A 22,030-nucleotide genomic window follows, 5' to 3' on the forward strand; every position below is an offset into this window, starting at 1 on the left:
GAGGGGCGGGGTGGGATTGGGATACAGTCCCGCGCACCATGCGTCTTTCCGCCGCCCTGAGCCTCGGTCTGCTGCTGAGCGCCCTCCCCGCCCTCGCGGGCCCGGGCGCGTTCGTCTCCGAGTCCTCCGTCGACGCGGTGGAGCAGCCCGAGTCCTCCCGCGTCGTCTTCACCGTGGAGGCTGGGAAGACGTATCCGTTGCTCAAGAAGGGCGGCCCTGCCCGGGCGTGGTGCAAGCTGCGGGGCCCCTCCGCCGAGGGTTGGGTGCTGTGCGAAGGTGCCGAGGAGTCCGCGGCCCCTTCGGCGCCGAGCGCGGCCACGCTGGCGGCGGCGGACCGGGCGGATGCGTCCGAGCGCGCACGCAGTCGCGAGAAGCAGCTGGCGGAGCGTGAAGAGGAGAACCGCGCGCCTGTCGTCGTCACCGCCCCGAGCGCCGAGGCTCCCCGGTATGCCGCCGAGACGAAGCCCGCCGTGTCGTGGAAGCCGGCCACGGGCTGCGCCACGACGTGCTCGCGAGAGCCGCTGTTCGCCACGCCCCCTCCCCTGTCGGCGATGGACCGGGAGGTGTTGGGTTTATGCCCCGCGCGGCCGGACGTGAGCGTGAGCGCGGCGGACGTGCGGCGCTTCGTCGCCCGGCACTACGACGACTCGCGGCTCCAGACGGCGCTGTCCGCGGCGGGGCGCCCTGGAAACCGGCAGGCGAACATCGACTGGCTGACGAGCCTGTGGGTGAGCACGGGGCCGCGCAACGCCTTCACGCACGTGTTCTGTGGGGACGACTGGCAGCGCGGTCCCATTGGCGGGCTGCACTTCCTGCCGCGCTACGCCCAGCTCGAGGCGGAGGGACGCATCTGCTACGGCGGCCCGGTGCGCGGAGGTTCCGCGAAGACGAAGGAGCAGTACCTCATCCGCTTCCAGGGCGTGGCCCCGTGGTCCTGTGGCGAGAAGCGCGTGGGCGGGTTCACCGACTCGCAGGACGCGGTGGGTCTGATGTCGATCGGGACGCGGGCCTTCGTGCGCTGCTGCGCTCGGGATGGGGCGAAGAAGGAAGGTGGCGTGTATGCCGCGAAGGACCTGGGCAACACGCGCTGGCAGATCTGGTGCGGCACGCGCAACGGCACCTACGGCATCGCGACGCTGCACCCCACGGACAACGCCGCCACCTGCGGCGAGTAGCCGCTTGGCAGCACCGAAGGCTTCGCCACACGGCCCTCCACCGACAACGTCGCCGCCTGCGGCGAGGAGCCGCTCCGTTCGCGGACTACCTCGAGAGGCACACGATGTGCCTCATGGCGCCACTCCGCCATCCCGCGGACCACGCCGCCTCCTGCGGTGAGTAGCCGCTCAGCTCGCGCACTGCCTCGACAGGCACGCGCCTCATGGGGCCACTCCAGCATCCGCACGCCCCATGGTCACCATGGCCCTTCTCAGGGACGCGGAAGCTCGCTCTTGGACGGACCAGGCGGCCACCGCCGCGAGGTCGATGACGTCCCCGACTGCACCGTCAGGGCGCGACGTACTCGCGAGGCCGATAGCCCAATCGGGTGACTTCGAGCTGCCCGTGCGCGAGCGGGTCCTGGAACACGCAGACCAGGTCCGGCCGGCCTTCACAGGCCGAGGGAACCATCCACTTGGTGATGCGCTTGATGAGCTCGTCGGTCATCGTCCTGTCCGCGAAGCGCTCGTAGCGGACGTGGATGAACCGAGAAAGCGCCAGCGGGGCCATCCACGACGTCGTCGCCGCGGTGATGGGGAAGATGTCCACGCCGAAGCTGTCCACCTGGAGCCATGGCGTCGCGTTGTGTGGGAAGGGGCGCGTCGGGAGCACGCCGCTGTTCACGTACACATCGACGTCCTCGCGCGCGGGCCACCCTTCCAGCTTCGACGTGTCCCCTCGCCCCGACTCATCGAGTCCTGACTCGAGCGTCGTGAAGAAGCCCACGCGAAGCCGGTTCGGGTACTCCGCCGACGGGAAGTCATAGGGGTAGTCCCATGGGTCCGTGGCGTCGATCGCCGCCTGCGCGGTGAAGACGCCGGGGGTCGCGAAGAGCACCTGCGCGATGGGGGCGTAGGCGGCCAGCTTCGCGCGGAGGACCTCCACTCCCGGCGCCTCTCCCGAGCAGTACCGGGGCCAGGCGCGCCGCAGGGAGTCGACCGTCTCGCCCAGGCTCAGGTTCACGAAGCGGACGCCATGTCGCTCGATGACGCCCCGCAGCCCCGTGGCCGCGCGCTGAGCCCTGCCCCTCAGTCGCTCCAGGGCGCCCGGCTCACCCGTGGGCTCGCAGAACTCCGAGCGCGACAGTTCATACAGGCCCGGATGGTCCATCACGACGATGGGCTGCCGGGGATTGGCCTCCACCAACAGGGAGAACACCGTGCTGCCGTGTCCCACGCTCTGTCGCCCCTGCTCGGGATAGTGGGCCCGCAGCGGCTCCGCCAGCGCGCGCAACGCCTCGGCCGGGATGAAGTCCTCGGTGGCGAACGTGGTCAGTGCCTCGTGGAACCTGGGGGGAACCAGCCACCCCGGGTCCGCCGCGACGACGTCACCGCCCTCCAGCGCCCGGTAGTACCCGAGGAGTCGATTGCGATAGCGCAGCGCCCTCGCGGGCAACGTCGGGAAGTCGTCGACGATGAGCAGCGCCTCGCCCGTGCTGTCCTTCATGGCGAAGTCGCGCGTCGGCGCGAACGGCACCGTCACGCGGGGACAGCCGCGGGTGTCCTCCCCCTGGTAGCACGTATCCGAGAGGATCTCCGTCCTCAGGGCCTCCAGTCGCGCGGCGCGCTCGGGAGACAGCCGGTACTCGGGCGCGGGCCTCTCCGCACCACCGTCGGAGCACGCCACACCGAGACACAGCAGCAGCCACCCACCCGACCGACACAGACCGCGCGACAAGGACATGACGACACTCGCTCCCAGGGGACCCGGGCCCGCCCGGCCCGGGCCCTGGAGCGAGCCTACTTCGCGGCCCCCACCGTGATCACCGCTCCCGACGAGTACGCGGTGAACTCCGGCGCGTACATGGACTGCACGGTGGCGGGCCCCACGCGGAACGTCCCCGCCATGTTGGCGCGCAGCCGGTACTTGAAGGTGTATTCACCCGCGGGCAGCCACTCGAAGAAGAAGTTCGAGCCCGAGTCCCGCGTCTCCTCGTACCAGACGATGCCCAGGTCCCACCGGTGCCGCGACTGCGCGTTCTCCGGCTCCAGGCCCGCCGCGCGCGGATCCCTCAGGTGGACGTACTCCGCCGCGTGCTTGGTGCGCAGCGACAGCTGCACCTCCACCTCGTCACCCGGGGCAATCATCGCCCCTTCCTTCAGCGGCTGGAGCACCACCTGCTTGCCCTCGCGCTCGCGACGGAAGTAGCGCCGCGACACCTGGAAGAAGTCACCCCGGTCCTCGTCCGGCAGCTTCTCCGTGGAGAAGTGCCACGTGGCCGACGCGAAGGCGAAGCCCTGGGTCGTCTTCTCCACCACCACGCTGCTCATGGTCTCCGGCTGGAGCTCCGGCCCGGGCACCACGACCTGGTTCTTCTTCCCCGTGTACGCGTCCGGCGCGAACTCCATCCGCACCACGCGCGGGCCCACCGTCACCTTCGCGTCCTCGCGGATGCCCAGCGCACCCTCGGCCTCCAGGTACTTCACCAGCGCGTAGAGCGCCTCGGCCGTGGCCCGCGTGGACTTCCAGTGGTTGAGCTTCTTGTCGAGCAGCAGCCACTGCACCAGTCCCTCGCGTCGGGAGTCCTTGGGCCGCAGCTCCGTCAGCGTGCGCAGCGCGAAGGCGTGCGTCTCCGTGGTGTCGTTGTACCAGAGCCAGCTGCGGTCCTCGGGGGCCCAGTACGTGCCCAGCTCCTCGCTCGTCTTCGCCGAGTCCATCACGCTGTCCCAGACCTTCAGCGCGTCCGGGTTGCGCCCGGCGCGCTTGAGCGTCAGGGCCAGGTAGCCCTTCAGGTACGGCGAGTGCTTCTTCCAGTGCGTGAAGCTGAAGGCGAGCATCGCCTTGCGCTCGTCCTCGGTCAGCGCGTCGCCCGTGTAGCTCGCGTTCGGATAGTTGGACGCCACGTAGTTGAGGAAGGTGAGGAACTCCCAGCCCACCCCCTTCTTCATCAGCTTCTCGGAGTACTCCTCGCGGTAATGCCGGGCCACGTACTCCCAGGCACGGCTCGTCATGTCCGCCGGGACCTCCACGCCGTACTCCATGGCGCGCGACAGGCCGTGCAGGATGTAGAGCGTCATGTACGGCGACGGCGGGCCACCCGGCCACCAGGGGAAGCCGCCGCTGGACGTCTGCGCCTTGCGCAGCTTCGCCATCGCCGAGTCCCGCTCCGCCCGAGCCACCTTCGGGTCCAGCACCTTCACCAGGCCCGCGTTGCCCTCGCGGCCGCCCTTGGCCAGCTCGAGCCAGGGCGTCTCCTCCAGGGCCATCTTCCGGTTGGGGTCCACCGCGTCCCAGGTCTCGAACTGGGTCTCCCGCTGGCTCATCTCCTTCGCCATCTTCGCGACGGCCGGGTACTTGTCGTAGAGGCTGCCCAGGATGCCGGAGGACACGAAGCGGTTGAGCGTCTGCTCCGAGCACTCGTAGGGGTAGTCCACCAGGTAAGGCAGCGCCTGGAGCGCGGAGTAGAAGAGCTGCGTGTCCACCGTGACGACGAGCTGCTCGTTCACCCGCGTGGAGTCTCCGCCCTTCTTCAAGTCGTCGAAGCGCATCGTCTTCGAGCCCGGGCCCTTGAGCGTCACGAAGCGCGACTGCGCCAGGTGCACGCGGCCGGGAAGCACGGGCAAGGGCCGCAGCTCTCCGTCGCTCAAATCCCCGGAGCGGGCCTCCACGCGGAAGGCCACCTGGCCCACGCGCGTCGGCGTGGTGAGCGGGAAGCGCAGGCTGGTCCCCCGCCCCGCCGCCACCGTGAAGGCCTGCGACGCGTTCTTCACGCCGAACTCCGACAGCAGGCTCTTGCGAGTATCCGGGTCGACGATGTCCAGCGTGAGCGTGCCCTGCTTCTGCTGCTCGGAGGCGTTGTTCACCACCACCTCCAGCACCGCGCGGTCTCCCTCGCGCAGGAAGCGCGGCACGTACGGCCGCACCATGAGTTCCTTGATGCTGCGCGTGGTGCGCTGGGCCGAGCCCCCCTTCAAGTCCCTCGTGAGGCCGTGGACCCAGACATTCCAGGCCGTCACCGAGTCGGGCACCGTGAACTCCAACGACGCGGACCCGTCGTTGCCCGTGATGAGGTGCGGCACCCAGAACGCCGTCTCCGCGAAGTTGGAGCGCAGCCCGCTGGACGGCGCCTCGGCCTGACCGCCGCCCGGGTTGGGCTTCTCGGCCTTCGCCTTCTGCTCCATCGGCGGCGCCGGAGGCGGCGGAGGAGGAGGAGCCCCCGGAGCATCCTGCTCGCGCATCACCCTCGACTCGTTCCGGACCATCTCCGGAGCCGCCGCGGACGGACTGGCGACACCCCCGAAGCTCATGCGCGAGGACCGGTGCCGACGCCCGGGTCCTCCCACGCCGTAGCCGTCATCGAACCGCAGCCGGTCCGACGAAGGCTGCGTCCACGAGGAGAACTCTCCGTAACCCTGTGACACCAGCCACTGGGCATGCGACATGGACAGCGAGGTCCCCAGCTCCACCGCCGTCGCGCGGTTGGGATAGAGGCTGGAGGCGCTCGGCGGCGAGTGCGGCGCGAACAGGTCCAGCGACTGGTCGTACATATACGCGAGCAGCTCCGCGGCGCCCGCCTCCACCTTCGCGCCCTTCGGGCCCTTCACCGTCACGCGCCAGGTCTCCTTCGCGCCGGGGCGGATCTTGTCGCGGAACGTGGAGAACTCCAGCTGCAGCTCCTTGTTGTCCCACGGGACGAAGACGTGCTCGGTGAAGCGCACGAACTGCCAGTCACGCACGGCCACGAGCACCGCGGTGAAGCCGCCGCGCATCGCCTCCGTCACCGGAATCTCCACCACCGACGCGCCCTCGCCCGCCACCAGCGCCTTGCGCAGGATGCGCGTGTCTCCCTGGTACAGGTCCAGCACCAGCGGCTGTCCCTCGAAGCCGGACGTGGCCAGCAGCCGCGCCTTCTCGCCCACGCGCACCGAGGACCGCTCCACCACCAGCGCCGCGGCGAGCTCGGCCGGCGACTTCGTTCCGGCCACCAGCAGCTCGCGCGCCACGGTGAAGGTCTGCCCGAAGGCGTCCTTCGTCTCGTAGTGCAGCCGATAGGCGCCCGCCTCGAGCGCGGGCAGCGTCACCTTGGCCACGCCGTCCTGACCGTGCTGGACACTGCCCTTGGCGCGCTCCGCGCCATCCGCCCAACGGGCCAGCACCGACTCGGGCTTGTAGTCCTGCGCCCAGCGCGGCTGGAGCGCGTCCCCCGGCGTGGGCGAAGGCGCGGCGGCGGGGTCTTCCTTCAGGTTCGGCGGCGTGGGAATCGGCTCGTCCGCCGGCAGCAGCGGCTGCGCGGGCTGCTTGAGCGCCACCAGGCGCCAGCGTCCCTCACCGGGCTGCGGCGCGCCGTCCAGCGTGGAGCGCACGAGGCGCACCTCCGACTTCGCGCCCTGGGACAGGAAGCCCGTGTCCGTCTCCACGCGGCCCTCCACCGCGACGAAGCCCAGGCGGAACGCCCGCTCCGCCGAGCGCGTCTCGCCGCCCTCGTCGGTGGCATCCGCCTCCACGCGGTAGCGCCACGTCAGCCCGGGCGTGCTCGCGGAGCGCTCGTCCGCCTCCGGCGTGAACGTGATGTCGAAGCCGCCGTCCTCCTTCACCGACGACGAGCCCGCGGCGACCAGCTGCCGCTGCTGCGAGATGAAGCGCGTGTCGTACCACCACCACCAGGGCAGCACCGGCTCGCGGTACGCGCGCCAGCGCACCGTGCCGGACGCCACGGGCAGCCCGAAGTAGTAGCGCGCCTCGCCCTTGAAGGTCGCCGGCCGGTTGAGCCGCATCGGCGAGTCCGGGTCCTTCAGCGTCACCTCGAAGGTCGGCCGCTTGTACTCCTCCACGCGCACCGCCGCGCTGCCACCCGACTCGACCTGGACCTGCCACGCGCCCAGCAGCCGGCCCGTGGGAATGGTGAACTCGCCCGCCGCCGAGCCGAAGTCGTTCGTGCGGACCTCCTTCGACGCGACCTCCTGGTAGTTCGGGTCCATCAGCCGCACCTTCACCGAGGTGTGCGGCATCGTCTCGTAGCGCGACTGGCTCGTCTGTCCGCTGTACGCCACCACCTTCCACTGCAGCTTCTGCAGCGGCCGGTAGACGCTGCGGTCCGTGAAGACGAGCGACGACACGACCTGCTGCGGCTCCGAGAAGGGATAGAAGTTCACCCCGTTGAGCAGCATCAGCGCGGACTTCCCCTCGCCCAGCACCACGATGTAGCTCTGGTAGTTCTGGCCCTTGGGCGCGTCGAACGACACCTCGCCCTGGGCATTGCTCTTCGCCCGGGCCACGGTGCGCGGGCCCTGGCGGTAGTCCATCTGGACCAGACGCACGGCCACGTCCGGCGCGGCGACGCCCGTGTCGCCCTTCACGATGCGCGCGTCCACGCCCCGGCCGCGGATGTTGCGGGTGATGGCCACCCACGGCGTCACCGACAGGAACGACGCCTGGATGCGGTTGCCCTTCTCACGGAAGTCCTCCCGCGCGGACGCGACGATGACGTACGTGCCCACGTCCTTCAGCGGCGGCGTGACGAAGGTGCGGTGCGGCTGGAAGTCGGGCGTGGCGGGCAGCTGCGTGGTCCACGTGGCCACGGGCTTCGTGCTCCGGACGAGGCGCAGGAGCGCGTCCCCGTACGGCAGCAGGTTGTAGTCGTCGATCTTCTTCAGCCGCGCCTCGACATCCAGCGGGTACGCCCGGAAGTGGAGCGCCGGCACGTTGCGGTGCGTGACCTCCACCGAGCGACGGTTCGCGCCGTCCGACTGCATGGAGACGACACGGAAGTCCGGCGCCTCCAGCGACTCCACCAGCGTCCGGCACCGCGAGGCGCCCAGCGACTTGGGGAACGCCGCCATGCCCGCCTTGCCGAGCGCGTGCGCCCGCACCGCGTGGCCCGCCGCGTTCTCCTGCTCCGCCAGGAGCCCCTGCCCCATGGACCACCAGGGCACGTCCTTGAACCCCGCCAGGTGCGCGGTCAGGTGCTCGCGGATGCGCGCGCGGTCCTCCGCGTCGGTGATGTGCTGATGCAGGACCTCGTAGCGACGCAGCCGCGCCTCCAGCGCCGCCTCGCGCCGTCCGCCCGCGCGGTGCCAGGACTCCAGATCCCCCAGCACCGCGGCCACCTTCACCAGCGGGTGGATGTTCGGGTCCGTCAGGTCCACCACCGGCGTGCCCTCCAGCAGCGAGCGCAGGTCCAGCTTGAAGACCTCGTTGGCCTGCTCGGGCAACCAGTGCGTGCTGTCGGCGAGCAGCTCCACGCGCAGGTACGTGACGGCGTCGCGCAGCGTAGGCCGGATGCCTTCCGGGTACGTGTTCAGCTGCAGGTACTCGGACAGCGCCTTCACCGGCTCCTGGCCCAGCGCCTGCCGCTGCTTCCAGAGGTCCTCGTACGCGCGCTGCGCCTCGGTGATGAGCTGCGAGTACGTCCACGCCTTCAGGTCCACCGGCCCCGAGGACGCCACCTGCTCGCGCTGCCGGACCTCCCAGCTGTAGACGCGCGCGTACGTGACGAGCGAGTTGGCGTAGTAGAGGTTCAGCGCGGCGCGAGACAGCTGCCCCTTGGGCCAGGGCTCCTCGCGCAGGAAGCGCACCGCCGTCTCGTACCCGTGCAGCGCCCTGCGCAGGCGCACCGTGCGGAGCAGCGCGCGCGTCCACTCGGCCTCGTCCTGACCTTCACGCGCCTTGATGAGCCGGGCCTCCGCGCCCTTCGCGGCGGCCTCGTACTGCTGATTCGACTCCAGCGCGTCGATGTCCTTCCACGAGGGAGGCGCCTTCGCCGCCGCGGCGCCGAGCGCGGGCGGGGCGAAGAGCAGCAGGGACACGAACAACAGCGCGACAGTGGATGCCCAGGTGCGGAGGGTGTGGTGCATGGTCGGCACTCTAGACACAGGAGGCCGCCCCACCGTTCCACAATGCGGATCAACTCGCGGGGGGCGCCCCCTCCGACGGCGCCTTGCGGCGCAGCCCCACCAGGTAGACCTCCATGCTGGCGCCGCGCGTCGCCTCGGGGCGCACCACCTTCACCTCCTCGAAGAGGGCGCGCACCTGGTCGCGGAAGTCCTCGAAGTCGCCCCCCATGAACACCTTCGCCACGAAGGAAGAGCCGGGCCGGCCCCGCTTCTGGGCCAGCTCCAGCGCCTTGCCCGCCAGCCGCAGGCTGCGCGCCTCGTCCGTGGCCTTGATGCCGCTCGTCTTGGGCGCCATGTCGGAGATGATCGCGTCGAACAGGCCGTCATGCAGCGCGGTGAGCTTCGCGTCGAAGTCGTCCGCGAGCACGTCCAGCACCGCCGTGCGCACGTGCCGCTGGGTGAAGGGACGGATGGCGACGATGTCCACGCCAATCACCTGCCCCGTGCCTCCCACCGCGTCCGCGAGGATCTGGAGGAACCCTCCAGGCGCGGCCCCCAGGTCCAGCACCACATGGCCCTTCTTCACCATGGGGAAGCGTTTGATGAGCTCGTCGACCTTGAAGGCGGACCTCGCTCGGAGGCCCTCCTGCTTGGCTTTCTGGAAATAGTGGTCTTTAGGACGGTAGGGCTTGCCCATGTCAGGGGGGCTCCCTACCATCCGCTACTGTCTTCGGGAAGCCGGGGCAGGCGTGGGTGTCGAGGCCCGCGCAATGGCGATTCCGGAGGACGAGGCGATGGGCACCCGGAGCTTGACGCTGGCGCTGTGCTTCACCCTGCTCTCCTCGGGCGGGGCGGTCTACTGCTACACCCGGGCGGATGCGCTCCAGGTGCAGGGGCAGTGGCTGATGGAGCGCGGCACCGCCCAGGCCCAGGAGTACGCCCAGCGGCTGGACGACAAGGCCGCCGCCGCCCAGCTCAAGACGTTCTCCGAGCGCCGCGGGGTGATGGAGAAGGCGCACCTGTGGGAGCGCGGGATGATGCTGGCCGTGCTGGCCGCCGCCCTGTCCCTGGTGGGTGCCTACGTGCTGTTCCTCCTCAAGCGCCTGGATGACCAGCTCCTGGATGCCCTCGGGGAGCTGCGCCCCTCCGCGCCGCCCTCGCCCGCTCCCTCGGAGCGCACGCCGGCGCTCGTGTCCAGCCTCCAACGGTAGGCCTCCCGGCCGTCACGCCACGCTGGCAGAATGTCCCCCCTGCTCTTTCGCGGAGGTGGTCATGGCCGGCTGTGCGCACTGTGGACACACGCTCGACATCATCGCCAACCAGGTCGGTCGCAGCGACACGTGTCCGAAGTGTGACGAGGACGTGCGCTCGTGCCGCAACTGCCGGCACTACGACGCGAGCTTCGCCAAGGAGTGCAAGGAGCCCTTCGCGGAGGTGCCCTCCGACAAGGACGGCGCCAACTTCTGCGAGCTGTTCCAGATTGGCGAGGGCGGCCTGCACGCGAAGGCGAGCCGCGACGCGCTCATGAGCGCCGCCGAGGCCCTGTTCCGCAAGCGATGAAACGCCCCACGGCGGGCCCGTGATAGACGCTCGGGCATGAACCGAAAGCTCATCGGACTGCTCGCGCTGCTCGTGCTCCCCGGCTGCGTCACCGTCGCCGCCACCACCGCCGCCGTGCCCAAGGAGCGGGCCACGGAGTGCGTGAAGATCTGCACCGACCTGGACATGGAGTTGGGCGCGTTGGTCATCATCCGCAACTCCGCGGGGTGCGTGTGCTCCCCCAAGGGCAAGCCGGCGACCCCCGAGGACATGGGCGCGGCGGCGGCGGGAGCGGTGCTCGACGACGAGCAGCAGAGCGGCACCTACGCCTCGCAGCAGGGCGGCGTCCGCTGAAGGAGCACGCCCGGGCGGACCGGACACCACCGTCCGCCCGAGCCGTGCTCACGGCCTCCTAGAAGCCGTAGAGCTTGGAGATGATCTCCTTCATCACCTCGGAGGTGCCGCCGCCGATGGTGATGAGGCGCACGTCGCGCCACATGCGGGCGACGGGCGTCTCCTCCACGTAGCCCATGCCGCCGTAGAACTGCTGGGCGTCGTAGGCCACGCGCTGGGCCAGGTCGCCCGCGAACAGCTTCGCCATGGAGATCTCCTTCACCGGGTTCTCCTTCCGGTCGAAGAGGTCCACCGCGTGGTACGTCAGCCGCCTGGCCGCCTCGATGGCCGTCAGGTGCTCCACGAACTTGTGGCGCCACACCTGGAACTTCATCAGCGGCCGGCCGAACGCCTCGCGCTCGTTGCCGTACTGGATGGCGTCCTCCATCATCCGCTCCATGCCGGCCACCGCGGTGATGGCGCCCACCAGGCGCTCGCCCTGGAAGTTCGTCATGATGTGGTAGAAGCCCTCGTTCTCCTCCCCCAGCACGTAGCGCGCGGGGATGCGGCAGTCCTCGAAGTACAGGACGGCCGTGTCCGAGGACAGGTTGCCCACCTTGTCGAGCTTCTTGGAGACGCCGAAGCCCTTCACGTCCGTGGGGAACGTCACCAGGGAGATGCCGCCGTAGCCGGCCTCACCCGTGCGCACCGCCAGCGTGATGAAGTCCGCGCGCGTGCCGTTGGTGATCCACATCTTCGAGCCGTTGATGACGTAGTCGTCGCCGTCCCTGCGCGCCGTCGTCTTGAGGCTCGCCACGTCCGAGCCGCAGCCCGGCTCGCTCACGCCCAGCGCGGCGATCTTCTCGCCCTTGAGCGCCGGCTCCAGGAACTCCTTCTTCTGCTCGTCGGTGCCGATCTCGTTGATGATGGGCGTGGCCATCTGGCTCTGCACCAAGAGCGCCATGTTCACGCCCGCGTTCTTGCTGTAGCTGAGCTCCTCGCAGAACGCCGTGACGTACCAGTAGTCCAGTCCACTGCCGCCGAAGCGTGGATCATGGTTGATGCCGAGGAAGCCCAGCTCCGCGCACTTCTTGAACAGCTCGCGCGGGAAGATGCCGGCCCGGTCCCACTCCAGCCCGTACGGCGCCATCTCCTTGTCGACGAAGGCTCGCACCGTCCTGCGAAACGCCTCGTGCTCCTCGGTGAACGGGTTCGGCATGCACGCTCCTCCCTGGAGAAATCCGGGGGGTACCTCGGGGGATTGATTCGCGAATCAATACGCAGCCCCGTCCGGTGGGCAACACCCGTGACGCAACCGGCAAGGTGACGCAGTGAGCCAACCCGCTCGCCCTCCGGGGCAGGTCCCGCAGAAAGTCCTGCTTGCCCGGTAAGCGGGCGTTAGGTAGGCGCGGCAGGAGATAGTCCGCATCACGGAGTATCCCCTTGACAGACAGTTCAGTCTCTGTAGTTTCTGGGGCGCAGACTTTCCATGGCATCAAGCCGGAGCAGCGACCTGGAGGAGTCCAGGTCACGCGAGCCGGCAGGAGCAGGACGATCGTGATTCGACGCATGTGGATGGCCGCGGTGCTGGCGGCGGTGATTTCGACGGGCTGCGGCAAGGGTGGAGCCCAGCCGACCCTGCCCCAGCAGACGGGCCCGGCGGCGATGGGCGTGAAGGCGATTGCGCCCGCCACGGAGCTGGAGGCCAGCGTGACGCGCGTCACCGGTCAGGTCCGCTCCAAGCAGGAGGCGACGCTCAGCCCGCAGGCCAGCGGCACCATCGCGAAGATGCTGGTGAAGGTGGGCGACAAGGTGAAGAAGGGCCAGGCGCTGGCGGTGCTGGACACCTCCAACATCCTCATCGGCGTGGAGCAGGCGCGCGCGGTGAAGGCGGCGGCGGAGGCCGGGCTGCAGCTGGCGACGAACAACCTGGAGCGCACCCGCAAGGTGGCCGAGGGTGGCGGCATCGCGGCGGCCGGCCTGGACCAGGCGGAGATCGGCCAGAAGCAGGCGGCGGCCCAGGCGGCCCAGGCCACGGCGGCGCTGCGCATGGCGGAGGAGAACCTGCGCGACATGACCATCGTCGCCCCGTTCGACGGCGTCATCACGGCCCGGCTCAAGAACCTGGGTGACTCGGTGGCCATGACGCCGCCCACCGCGGTGTTCACCCTGGTGGACACCACGGGCCTGGAGGTCCGCGCGCTCGTGCCTGAGTCCGTCGTGGACAAGGTCAAGCCCGGCGTGAAGACGCACGGCACGGTGAGCCCCAGCGGCATGCGCTTCGAGGTGCAGGTGGCCACGGTGGGCGCGGTGGTGGACGCCACCAACCGCACCGTGGAGGTGCTGGCGGACGTGGTGGGTGAGACGACCAACCCCCTGCGCCCCGGCGCGCTGGTGGACCTGGACTTCTCCAACGTCGCGGAGCAGGCGGACGACAAGGGCCTGTTCCTGCCGACGCAGGCCGTCTCCGCGCGAGGCCAGGACGGCTTCGTGTGGGTAGTGCAGGACGGCACCGTGCGCAAGCGCGACGTGCGCGTGGAGCGCGTGCTCCCCGGCTACGTGCGCGTCCTCCAGGGACTCAGCGCGGACGAGCGCGTGCTCGCCGACTCCTCCCTGGACGTGAAGGAGGGCACGGCCGTCCGCGTGGTGCAGTGACGCCCTGCCCTTCCCCTTCGAGACTTATAGGGAGCTGCTGAATGAGCCCACTCAAGACATTCATTTCACGACCCATCTTCACCGCCATGTTGATGATGGCGGTGGTCGTGTTCGGCATCAACGCGTACCCGCGCATCGGCGTGGACCAGTTCCCGGACGTCGACTTCCCCGTCGTCACGGTGACGACGGTGCTGCCCGGCGCGGACCCGGAGACCATCGAGAAGAACGTCAGTGATCCGCTGGAAGAGGCGCTCAACACGCTCAACGGCGTGGAGCAGCTTCGCTCCATCAACATGGAGAGCGTGTCGCAGATCGTCGTGCGCTTCACGCTGGACACGGCGGTCGACGTGGCGGCGCAGGACGTGCGTGATCGCGTCCAGGCGACGCTGAGCAAGCTGCCGAACGAAATCGAGACGCCCGTCGTCGAGAAGTTCGACATCGGCGCGGCGCCCATCGTCACCCTGTCGCTGTCCGGCGCGCTGCCCATCCAGGAACTGACGCGGACGGCCGAGGACATCGTCAAGCCGGCGCTGCAGCGTCAGCCGGGCGTGGGCAGCATCGACGTGACGGGTGGCCGGGAGCGTGAAATCCAGCTCGTGGTGGACCCGGACCGCCTGCGCGGCTTCGGCATGGCCATCAGCGACGTGAGCCAGGCGGTCAAGGCGCAGAGCCTGGACATGCCGGGTGGTCGCACCATGGACTCCGGCCGCGAGCGCGTGCTGCGCCTGACGTCCGAGGCCAAGAGCGTGGACGACATCCGCAACATCATCCTCACCAACACCAACGGCGCGCCGGTGCGCGTGCGTGACGTGGCGGACGTGGTGGACGGCCCGGAGGAGGCGCGCGGCGCGGCGAAGAACGGCGACCGCAGCGCCGTGGCGCTCATCGTGCGCAAGCAGTCCGGCTCCAACACGGTGCAGGTGGCCGAGCTCATCAAGGAGTCGCTGGCGGACATCAACAAGCAGCTGCCCGAGGGCATCCTCATCGAGACGGTGTCGGACAACTCGCGGTTCATCCGCTCGTCCATCGCGTCGGTGCAGTTCGACCTGGTGCTCGGCGGTGTGCTCGCCGTGCTCATCGTGCTGGTGTTCCTGCGCAACCTGAACTCGACCATCGTCGCCGCGATTGCCCTGCCGGTGTCCATCGTCGGCACGTTCGCCGTGATGGCCGCGCTGGGCTTCACGTTCAACATGATCACCATGCTGGCGCTGACGCTCTCCATCGGTCTGCTCATCGACGACGCCATCGTGGTCATCGAGAACATCGTGCGTCACATGGAGGAGGGTAAGTCCCCCATGCAGGCGGCCATGGACGGCGCCGGGCAGATCGCCGTCGCGGTGCTCGCGGTGACGCTGGCCATCGTGGCGGTGTTCATCCCCGTGGCCTTCATGGACGGCATGATGGGCAAGTTCTTCTACCAGTTCGGCGTCACGGTGGCGGTGGCCACGCTCATCTCCTACGCCGTGTCCATGACGCTCACGCCGATGATGTCGTCGCGCCTGCTTCGTCACCACGGCCAGCCGACGGGCATCTCCGCGAAGGTGGAGAAGGTGCTGGTGGGCATGGAGACCGGCTACCGCAACCTGCTGGCGGGCATCCTGCGTCGCCGGGCGCTGACGCTGGTCATCGCGGTGGGCGTGCTCTTCGCCACCTTCGCGATGGCGCGCTTCCTGAAGTTCACGTTCATCCCCGAGCAGGACAACGGCAACATCAAGATGACGGTGGAGCTGCCCATCGGCTCGACGCTGCAGGAGACGCAGGCGGAGCTGGACCGGCTCGACGCCGTCATCCGGCCGTTGCCGGGCATCGCCTCCACCTTCGCCACCGCCGGCGGCGGCGTTCAGGAGGAGGTGCACAAGGGTGAGCTGCTCATCAACCTGGTGAACGTGAAGCTGCGCGGCTACACGCAGGGCGAGCTCAAGACGTACCTGCGCCAGAACATCAAGGCGCCTCCTGGCGTCCACCTCGCGGTGCAGGACATCTCGCCGGTGGCCGGTGGCGGCTCGCGCACGCAGGCGGTGCAGTTCAACCTGCGCGGCGACAACTGGCAGCAGCTCATCGAGACCGCGGAGAAGGTGAAGGCGGCCATGGCCAAGAACCCGGGCCTGGTGGACGTCGACTCCACGTACCGCTCGGGCAAGCCGCAGTACGACGTGGAGGTGGACCGCGAGCGCGCCGCCGCCCTCGGCGTGCCGGCCGCGTCCCTGGGCGCCACGCTGCGTGCCTTCCTCGGCCGCGACAAGTTCATGGACTACCGCGAGGGGGGCGAGACGTACGAGGTGAAGCTGAGCCTGCCGCCCTCCACGCTGGCGTCCGCGGACTCGCTGGGCAAGCTCACGGTGCGCTCGCCGAGCGGCCAGCTGGTGGAGCTGCGCAACCTGGCGAAGATCACCCCCGCCGACGGTCCGGTGCAGATCGACCGCGAGGCGCAGAAGCGGCAGATCACCCTGCTGGCCAACCTGGCCAGCGGCTACCAGCTCTCCGAGGCCATCGCGTTCATGAACACGACGGCGCAGGAGCTGGCGCCCGCGGGCGTCATCCACGACTTCGAGGGCAACGCGAAGGAGCTCGGCAAGGCGGTGACGGCGTTCGTCTCCGCGCTGCTGCTCGGCATCATCCTCGTGTACATGATTCTCGCGGCCCAGTTCGAGAGCCTGGTCCACCCGTTCACCATCATGCTGTCCCTGCCCTTCGCCTTCATCGGCGCCATCGGCGCGCTGCTCATCACCGGGCAGGCCATGTCCATGTTCGCCCTCATCGGCGTCATCATGCTCATGGGTCTGGTGGTGAAGAACGGCATCCTCCTGGTGGACTTCACGCTGCAGCTTCGTGAGGAGGGCAAGTCGGCCACGGAGGCGCTGCTCGGCGCCGCCCCGGTGCGTCTGCGTCCCATCCTCATGACCACCATCGCGATGATCGCCGGAATGGTGCCGGTGGCCATCGCCCGCGGCGACGGCGCCGAGACGCGCGCGCCCATGGCCATCACCATCATCGGCGGTCTCATCACCTCCACGGTGCTGACGCTGGCCGTGGTGCCGGTGGTGTACTCGCTGCTGGATCAGCTCACGGAGAAGTTCAAGCGCAAGAAGGGCCCGGGCTCCGCTCCGGACCACGGCACGCCGCACGCCGTGGACCCGCACAGCGGCAAGCCCGCGGTGGCCGCCGCCGCGCGAGTGGAGACGGCCTGATGCGAGTGCCGGCCAACAGACCGGCCCTCCGCGTGCAGCCGACGGGCGCGGGCGAGGAGGAGCTGGAGTCCACCGAGGATTCGGGCGCGGCCTACGAGGCGCCCCCCGAGGAGGACACCTCCACTCCCGCGTCGCGGCGGCTGCACGACCTCATCATCCAGCTCGGGCGCTACCGCTCGTTGAGGGATCCGCTGCACGGAATCTGCGAGAGCAACCAGCTCACCCCCACGCAGATCCACGTGCTGATGTGGCTGGGCAACGACGGCCCCACGCACGTGGGCGTCCTGGCCCAGCGGGTCGGAATCACGAAGAAGACCATCACCGGCGTGGTGGACCGGCTGGAGGACATGAAGATGGTGGAGCGCACGAGGGACGCCGAGGACCGGCGCGCCGTCGTCGCGCAGCTCACCCCGGAGGGCGTCAAGCTCTTCACCCTCATCAGCCGCAGCGTGGACCAGGGGCTGCGGCGGATGCTGGACCTGCTTCCCCCCGATGACCAGGAGGCCCTCTTCGGCCTCCTGGAGCGGGTGCTGAAGCGGCTCGGGACCACGCCCGAGCAGGCCATCTAGGATGGACGAGCGCGCGTCGGTGGCGACCTCCGCCCGACGCGCGCTCCGTCTCCTGGCGTGCCTCCCCTGTCTCTTCTTCACCCCACAGGTTCGAGCCGAGCCCTCGCCGCTCGCGCGTGAGCTGGCATCCAGGTGCCGTGCGTGGGCCTCGGATGCACGGGCTCCGTGGGCGCTCGCGCATGGCATGGCGCTGGACGGGCGTACGTTCCGCGCGGCGGATGGACGGCTCGCCGCCGAGGTCGTGGTGGCGGACTTCCTGCGCCAGGCGCCCGCGCGAGAGCAGACCGCGGCGAGCCGGGTGGACGTCTACTTCGACTCGTTCACGTCCGACGGCACACCGGTGGAGCCGCACCCGGCGCTCCAGGTGAAGACGCTGCTCGCCTCCGGGTTGCCCTTGTCACAGCGCTTCAAGACGGACTGGGGCGAGGTGACGCTGCGGGAGCTGGTGGAGGACGTGAAGCGCGACTTCCGCATGGCGCAGGTGGAGTCCGGTGAGAGCGCGTGGATGTTGGAGGCGCTCTCGCTGAGCTCGCGGCCCGGGGATTCGTTCCGTGACTCGACGGGGCAGCGGGTGCGCGTGGATGAGGTGATGACCCGTGCGCTCACGGCGCTGGAGACGGCGAACGCGGAGCTGGCCGAGGGGATGAAGGCGAAGCGGCCCGAGGTGCCCAAGCGGGGCCAGGGCATCTACGCGCATCCGTGTGGCGGGCTGCACTACTTCCAGGCCGTGGCCGGCTGGGCGCGGCATGCCTCGGTGCGTGCGGCATGGAGACGACGGCTCGCGGCCCAGGTGGACGTGCTGCTGTATCGGCTGGATTCGGAGACGCGGCAGTACGAGACCGCGTGGGCCTCGGCGCCCGCGGAGCGCGAGCGCGTCCTCGCGCAGATGCTGAAGTTCCAGGGGCATCTGCTGGAAACCCTCGGGCGATTGCGGGAGGACACGGGCTGGCGCCCTACCCCCGCACAGCAGCAGACGGTGGAGCGGGCACGCCGGTACCTGGAGAACACGGTGCGCCGGATGGACCAGACGGGCCTGCTCGCCGCTCCCGCGTCGGTGGCCGGGCGCGACAAGCAGCTCGCGCTCGACCTGGTGGGCGACACCTGTCACGCCGCGCGAGGAGAGTCCTTGTGGAGCCCCCGAGAGCTCACACGCCCAGCCGCGCCATCTCCTCCTCGGTGAAGCCCGCCTCGGCGAGCACCTCGCGCGAGTGCTGCCCCAGCGCGGGCGGCTCGCGCAGCGGCGTGGGCCCCATGCGCAGCGGCGTCAGCAGGTGCGTCACCTTGCCCAGCCTGGAGTCCTCCGCCTCGACGAAGAGCCCCCGGGCACGCAGCTGCGCGTCCTTCAGCACGTCGTCCCCTTCGGCCACCGGCTCCACGCACAGGTCCGAGCCGGCGAATCGCTCCGCCCAGTGCGCCAGCGGCTTCGAGGCGAACAGCTTCGTCAGCTCCGCCTTCACCCGCGCGCCCGCCTCCCCTGGCGCGTACGCGTCCTCCATCAGGTCCGGCCGCTCCAGCCGCTCGCACACGCCCGAGAAGAACTTGGGCTCCAGCGCGCCCACCGCCAGCCACCGGTCGTCCGCCGTGCGGTACAGGCCGTAGCACGCATACCCGCCGTTGAGCGCCTCGCGCCCGCGCTCCAGGGGCGCGCCCTGCTCACCCATGAAGAGCCGCGCCGCCAGGTGCATGTGCAGGAACGCCGTGGCCCCGTCCGTCATCGACACGTCCACGAACCGGCCCAGCCCCGTGCGCTCGCGCTCGTACAGCGCGGCCAGGATGCCCACCAGCGCGAAGAGGCTGCCGCCACCGATGTCCCCCATCTGCACGCCCGGGAACGCCGGCGCACCGCCCGCCTCGCCGCCGTACCCCAGCAGCCCCGCCCGGGCGATGTAGTTCAGGTCATGCCCCGCCTTGAGCCGGTCCGGCCCCGTCTGCCCGTACCCGGAGATGGAGCAGAAGACGAGCCGGGGGTTCTCCGCGCGCAGCACCGCCTCCCCCACGCCCAGCTTGTCCATGACGCCCGGACGGAAGCTCTCCACCAGCACGTCGTGCGTGCGCGCGAGCTTCTTGAGCGCCTCGCGCCCCTCGGGCGTCTTGAGGTTCAACGTCAACGAGCGCTTGTTCCGGTTGAGCCCGTAGAACAGCGCCCCCACGTCGTCACGCGACGGCGGCATCGCCCGGACGTAGTCACCGCCCTCCGGCTCCTCCACCTTCACCACCGTGGCACCCAGGTCCGCCAGCACCAGCGTGGCGTAGGGACCGGGCAACAGGCGCGACAGGTCCAACACGCGCAAACCCTTCAGCGGCAACGTCGACATGGGAGTCTCTCCAGGAGGTGCTCGGGGGCCCGAAACGACACGCGGCGCGCTCCCGAGGACGGGGGCGCGCCGCACATGACTCACTCAAACGGCCATCAGCCCAGGATCTTCGCCAGCTTCATCGCGAGACCCATGTCCATGGGCTTGAACTTCAGCTTGCCCTGCATGGCCGCCATCTGGGGGTTGAGCGTCTTGTTCTTGATCTTCACGAAGTCGTCGTTGCTCACGAGGATGGTCATCTTCGACGCACCTTCGTGGCCGGCGGAGACCCAGCCCTCGGACTTGGTCAGGTCCAGCGTCCACTTCCCGCCACCCTCACCGGAGACGTCGAAGTGGATGATGGCGTTGACCTCCTTCGCCAGCTCCGGCTTCGCCGTGAGCTTCTGCGGAATCTCGGTCTCGATGATTTCCTTCGCGGTCGTCATGGGGCGCTCCTTGGCCTGGTCGTTGATTGGAGAATCAAGACGGGGGGACCGTAATGTCGCCCCCCTGGCAGGTCAAGGCATCAGATGCGCCGTGTTCATCACGCGCTGGTCGTGTTCGCGGCCGACGAGGGCAGTGAGCGGCGCACCATGTTGAGCAGATCATTGAGCTCGAACGGCTTGGCCAGGTGCCCCACCGCGCCGATGTCCTGGGCCTTGCTGCCCACGTTGCGGTCCGCGCTGAGGACGATGATGGGGATTTCCGCGTGCGTCGTGGGCCGCTGGCGCATGCGCTGGGCGAACTCCCACCCGTCCATCACCGGCATCATCAAGTCCAGCAGGATGAGGTGGGGGGGCTCCGGCTCGAGGCGCTCCAGGGCCTCCTTGCCGTTGCGCGCGCGGCGGATGACGAAGCCCTCGGCCTCGAGGATTTCGGAGAGGGCTTCGAGGATGTCCGGATCATCGTCCACGACGAGGACGACGGGGGCACCATCAGGCTGTGTGTTAGGCGGAGTCAGGGCAGTCTCCCTCGGTGCGACGCTGGGGATTCTTCCACCATCCTCCCACCCGGCGGCGCAACAAAAACGCGCTCCCCGCACGCGACGGGGGTGCACGTTGCAAAACCGACAGTCACGCCCCACCCTTTCCGTGACCTGCTGGACGGGAGGTGGAAAACGTGAGGAGCCCAGGGGAGATGGGAGCTGGCAGCACGGCGGAAGCGCCTGGCCTCGTCCTCGTCCCCACGCAGGGGCCCCCGCGCCTGCTGGGCGGCCTGCTGCTCGAGCATCTGGGCCTCCAGGCGCTGCCCGGGGACGTGAGCTCCCTGGACGCCCTGCTGGGCGCCGCCGGCTTCCAGCGCCGCATGGGGGACGCGCGCCTCTGGGAGAAGGACGACGACCACGTCCTGCTCGCGGGCGAGGAGTCCCTGGGCGACGGGGGGCGCCTGTTCTGGACCTTCCCCGTGGCGTGGGACGAGGCCGACAACCGCCGGCGGGTGCGCTACCTGGGCATGGCGTCCCACGACCTGCGCGGCTCGCTGGCCAACATCCGCTCCTATGCCGCGCTGCTGCTCAACGGCCGCTCGCCGCTGGAGCCCAAGGTGCAGCGCGGGCTGGAGACCATCCTGCGCAACGCGGACCGCTCGCTGTCCTTCTCGCAGGACTTCTTCGACTCCAGCCGCGCCGACCTGGGCTCGCTCGCCTGCGAGCCGGAGCGCCAGCCCCTGTTGCCCCTGCTGGACGCGGCGGTGGAGCGGCAGCGCGCGGCGGCCACCGCCGCCAACGTGGCGCTCGTGCTGGACCTGGACCCGAGCGAGGCCCAGCCCGAGGTGAGCGTGGACGGCGCCCGCATCCAGCACGCCCTGGAGGCCTTCATCCTCTACCAGCTCTCCCGCGCCCAGCCCGGCGAGGTCATCCACCTGCGCATCCATCCCGGCGCGCCCCGGGTGCGGGTGGAGGTGCGCCGCGAGGGGGTGCCCCTGTCGGACGAGGACGCCTCGGCGGTGTTCCGGCGCGAGGAGCGGGCCTTCCGGGAGAAGAAGCTGGAGGATCCGCTGCGCATCTACCTGGCCCGCCAGGAGGTGGAGGCGCACGGGGGGAGCGTGGGGGTGGAGACGGATCCGTCCGGCAGCTCCCTCTTCATCACCCTGACGGCGGTGCCGGGGGCCACGCTCGCAGAGGCAGCGGCCCTCCAGGCATGACACGTCCGCTCTTGCTGGCGGTCCAAGGCGCCCCCCGGTATGCTCCGCCCGTTTTCACGAAGGAGCCGTGATGCTGGGGCTGAAGCCGATGGAACTTCTTCTCATCCTGTTTGTGCTGCTGCTCCTCTTCGGGGCCACGCGGCTGCCGCAGCTCGGCTCGTCCCTGGGCAGCGCGATTCGCAACTTCAAGCGCGGCTTCGGCGGCGAGGAGGACGCGGGGACGCCCGGCGCCGACAAGAAGGGCGGCAACCTGGCCAGCGGCGGCAACGTGGACAAGGACGTGAAGTCCTCGTCCCCCAGCAGCCACGCCTGAGCCCCGCTTC

General features: G+C 69.8%; 17 protein-coding genes. 10 read left to right on the forward strand and 7 right to left on the reverse strand.

The features are described from left to right. Positions 1-38: 38 nt before the first annotated feature. Positions 39-1,175, forward strand: coding sequence for an EndoU domain-containing protein (locus tag K8640_RS29185; protein ID WP_223750058.1), 1,137 nt, complete (start codon positions 39-41; stop codon positions 1,173-1,175). 328 nt (positions 1,176-1,503) lie between these two features. Here K8640_RS29185 and K8640_RS29190 read toward each other — a convergent pair whose 3' ends face one another. Genes K8640_RS29190 through K8640_RS29200 form a run of 3 tightly spaced genes read right to left on the reverse strand, consistent with a single transcriptional unit; the run spans position 1,504 to position 9,705 of the window. Further along, positions 1,504-2,898 carry a hypothetical protein gene (locus K8640_RS29190; RefSeq protein ID WP_223750059.1) on the reverse strand — a complete coding sequence of 465 codons (1,395 nt, stop codon included), beginning with the start codon at positions 2,896-2,898 and terminating at the stop codon, positions 1,504-1,506. A 56-nt stretch (positions 2,899-2,954) separates the two neighbouring features. After that, positions 2,955-9,008 carry an alpha-2-macroglobulin gene (locus tag K8640_RS29195; RefSeq protein WP_223750060.1) on the reverse strand — a complete coding sequence of 2,018 codons (6,054 nt, stop codon included), beginning with the start codon at positions 9,006-9,008 and terminating at the stop codon, positions 2,955-2,957. Positions 9,009-9,057: 49 nt separating this feature from the next. Continuing rightward, positions 9,058-9,705, reverse strand: coding sequence for an RlmE family RNA methyltransferase (locus K8640_RS29200; protein WP_223750061.1), 648 nt, complete (start codon positions 9,703-9,705; stop codon positions 9,058-9,060). A 52-nt stretch (positions 9,706-9,757) separates the two neighbouring features. On the opposite strand from K8640_RS29200, the gene K8640_RS29205 reads away from it, so the two are divergent. The 3 genes from K8640_RS29205 (at position 9,758) to K8640_RS29215 (ending at position 10,880) form a co-directional block, all read left to right on the forward strand. Next, a complete protein-coding gene (locus K8640_RS29205; RefSeq protein ID WP_223750062.1) occupies positions 9,758-10,198 on the forward strand; it encodes a hypothetical protein in 441 nt (146 codons plus the stop codon). Between the two features lie 61 nt (positions 10,199-10,259). Next, on the forward strand, positions 10,260-10,547 hold the full coding sequence (locus K8640_RS29210; RefSeq protein ID WP_046713217.1) for a hypothetical protein: 288 nt from the start codon (positions 10,260-10,262) through the stop codon (positions 10,545-10,547). A 36-nt stretch (positions 10,548-10,583) separates the two neighbouring features. Continuing rightward, complete coding sequence (locus K8640_RS29215) at positions 10,584-10,880, forward strand: hypothetical protein (protein WP_223750063.1); 297 nt, start codon at positions 10,584-10,586, stop codon at positions 10,878-10,880. Between the two features lie 58 nt (positions 10,881-10,938). Here the strand turns inward: K8640_RS29215 and K8640_RS29220 are convergent, their stop codons facing one another. Beyond that, positions 10,939-12,078, reverse strand: coding sequence for an acyl-CoA dehydrogenase family protein (locus K8640_RS29220; protein ID WP_141322803.1), 1,140 nt, complete (start codon positions 12,076-12,078; stop codon positions 10,939-10,941). 350 nt (positions 12,079-12,428) lie between these two features. On the opposite strand from K8640_RS29220, the gene K8640_RS29225 reads away from it, so the two are divergent. From K8640_RS29225 to K8640_RS29240, 4 genes are read left to right on the forward strand one after another with little or no spacing between them, the layout of a single operon-like run. Next, positions 12,429-13,514 (forward strand): efflux RND transporter periplasmic adaptor subunit, encoded by a 1,086-nt coding sequence (locus K8640_RS29225; RefSeq protein ID WP_255653572.1) that lies wholly within the window; start codon positions 12,429-12,431, stop codon positions 13,512-13,514. Between the two features lie 41 nt (positions 13,515-13,555). Continuing rightward, positions 13,556-16,702 carry an efflux RND transporter permease subunit gene (locus K8640_RS29230; RefSeq protein ID WP_223750065.1) on the forward strand — a complete coding sequence of 1,049 codons (3,147 nt, stop codon included), beginning with the start codon at positions 13,556-13,558 and terminating at the stop codon, positions 16,700-16,702. Further along, entirely contained in the window at positions 16,702-17,271 is a 570-nt protein-coding gene (locus K8640_RS29235) for a MarR family winged helix-turn-helix transcriptional regulator (protein ID WP_141322801.1), read from the forward strand. Before K8640_RS29230 ends, K8640_RS29235 begins: the two co-directional genes overlap by 1 nt. 1 nt (position 17,272) lies before the next feature. Beyond that, positions 17,273-18,451, forward strand: a complete 1,179-nt coding sequence (locus tag K8640_RS29240) for a hypothetical protein (RefSeq protein WP_223750066.1) — start codon at positions 17,273-17,275, stop codon at positions 18,449-18,451. Here the strand turns inward: K8640_RS29240 and K8640_RS29245 are convergent. The 3 genes from K8640_RS29245 to K8640_RS29255 form a co-directional block, all read right to left on the reverse strand. Then, positions 18,417-19,586 (reverse strand): CaiB/BaiF CoA-transferase family protein, encoded by a 1,170-nt coding sequence (locus K8640_RS29245; protein ID WP_141322799.1) that lies wholly within the window; start codon positions 19,584-19,586, stop codon positions 18,417-18,419. The two genes, K8640_RS29240 and K8640_RS29245, sit on opposite strands and share 35 nt — an antisense overlap. A 95-nt stretch (positions 19,587-19,681) precedes the next feature. After that, entirely contained in the window at positions 19,682-20,011 is a 330-nt protein-coding gene (locus tag K8640_RS29250) for an SCP2 sterol-binding domain-containing protein (RefSeq protein WP_223750067.1), read from the reverse strand. A 98-nt stretch (positions 20,012-20,109) separates the two neighbouring features. Beyond that, the gene (locus K8640_RS29255) at positions 20,110-20,478 is read right to left on the reverse strand and encodes a response regulator (RefSeq protein ID WP_174816746.1); all 369 of its coding nucleotides are present in this window, start codon (positions 20,476-20,478) and stop codon (positions 20,110-20,112) included. A gap of 224 nt (positions 20,479-20,702) precedes the next feature. Between K8640_RS29255 and K8640_RS29260 the strand changes: the two genes are divergently transcribed. After that, positions 20,703-21,707, forward strand: coding sequence for a sensor histidine kinase KdpD (locus K8640_RS29260; protein ID WP_223750068.1), 1,005 nt, complete (start codon positions 20,703-20,705; stop codon positions 21,705-21,707). A gap of 88 nt (positions 21,708-21,795) precedes the next feature. Further along, the gene (gene tatA, locus K8640_RS29265; protein WP_223750069.1) at positions 21,796-22,020 is read left to right on the forward strand and encodes a twin-arginine translocase TatA/TatE family subunit; all 225 of its coding nucleotides are present in this window, start codon (positions 21,796-21,798) and stop codon (positions 22,018-22,020) included. The last annotated feature ends 10 nt before the right edge of the window (positions 22,021-22,030 follow it).

The organism is Myxococcus sp. XM-1-1-1 (assembly GCF_020037095.1).
GTDB lineage: Bacteria > Myxococcota > Myxococcia > Myxococcales > Myxococcaceae > Myxococcus > Myxococcus fulvus.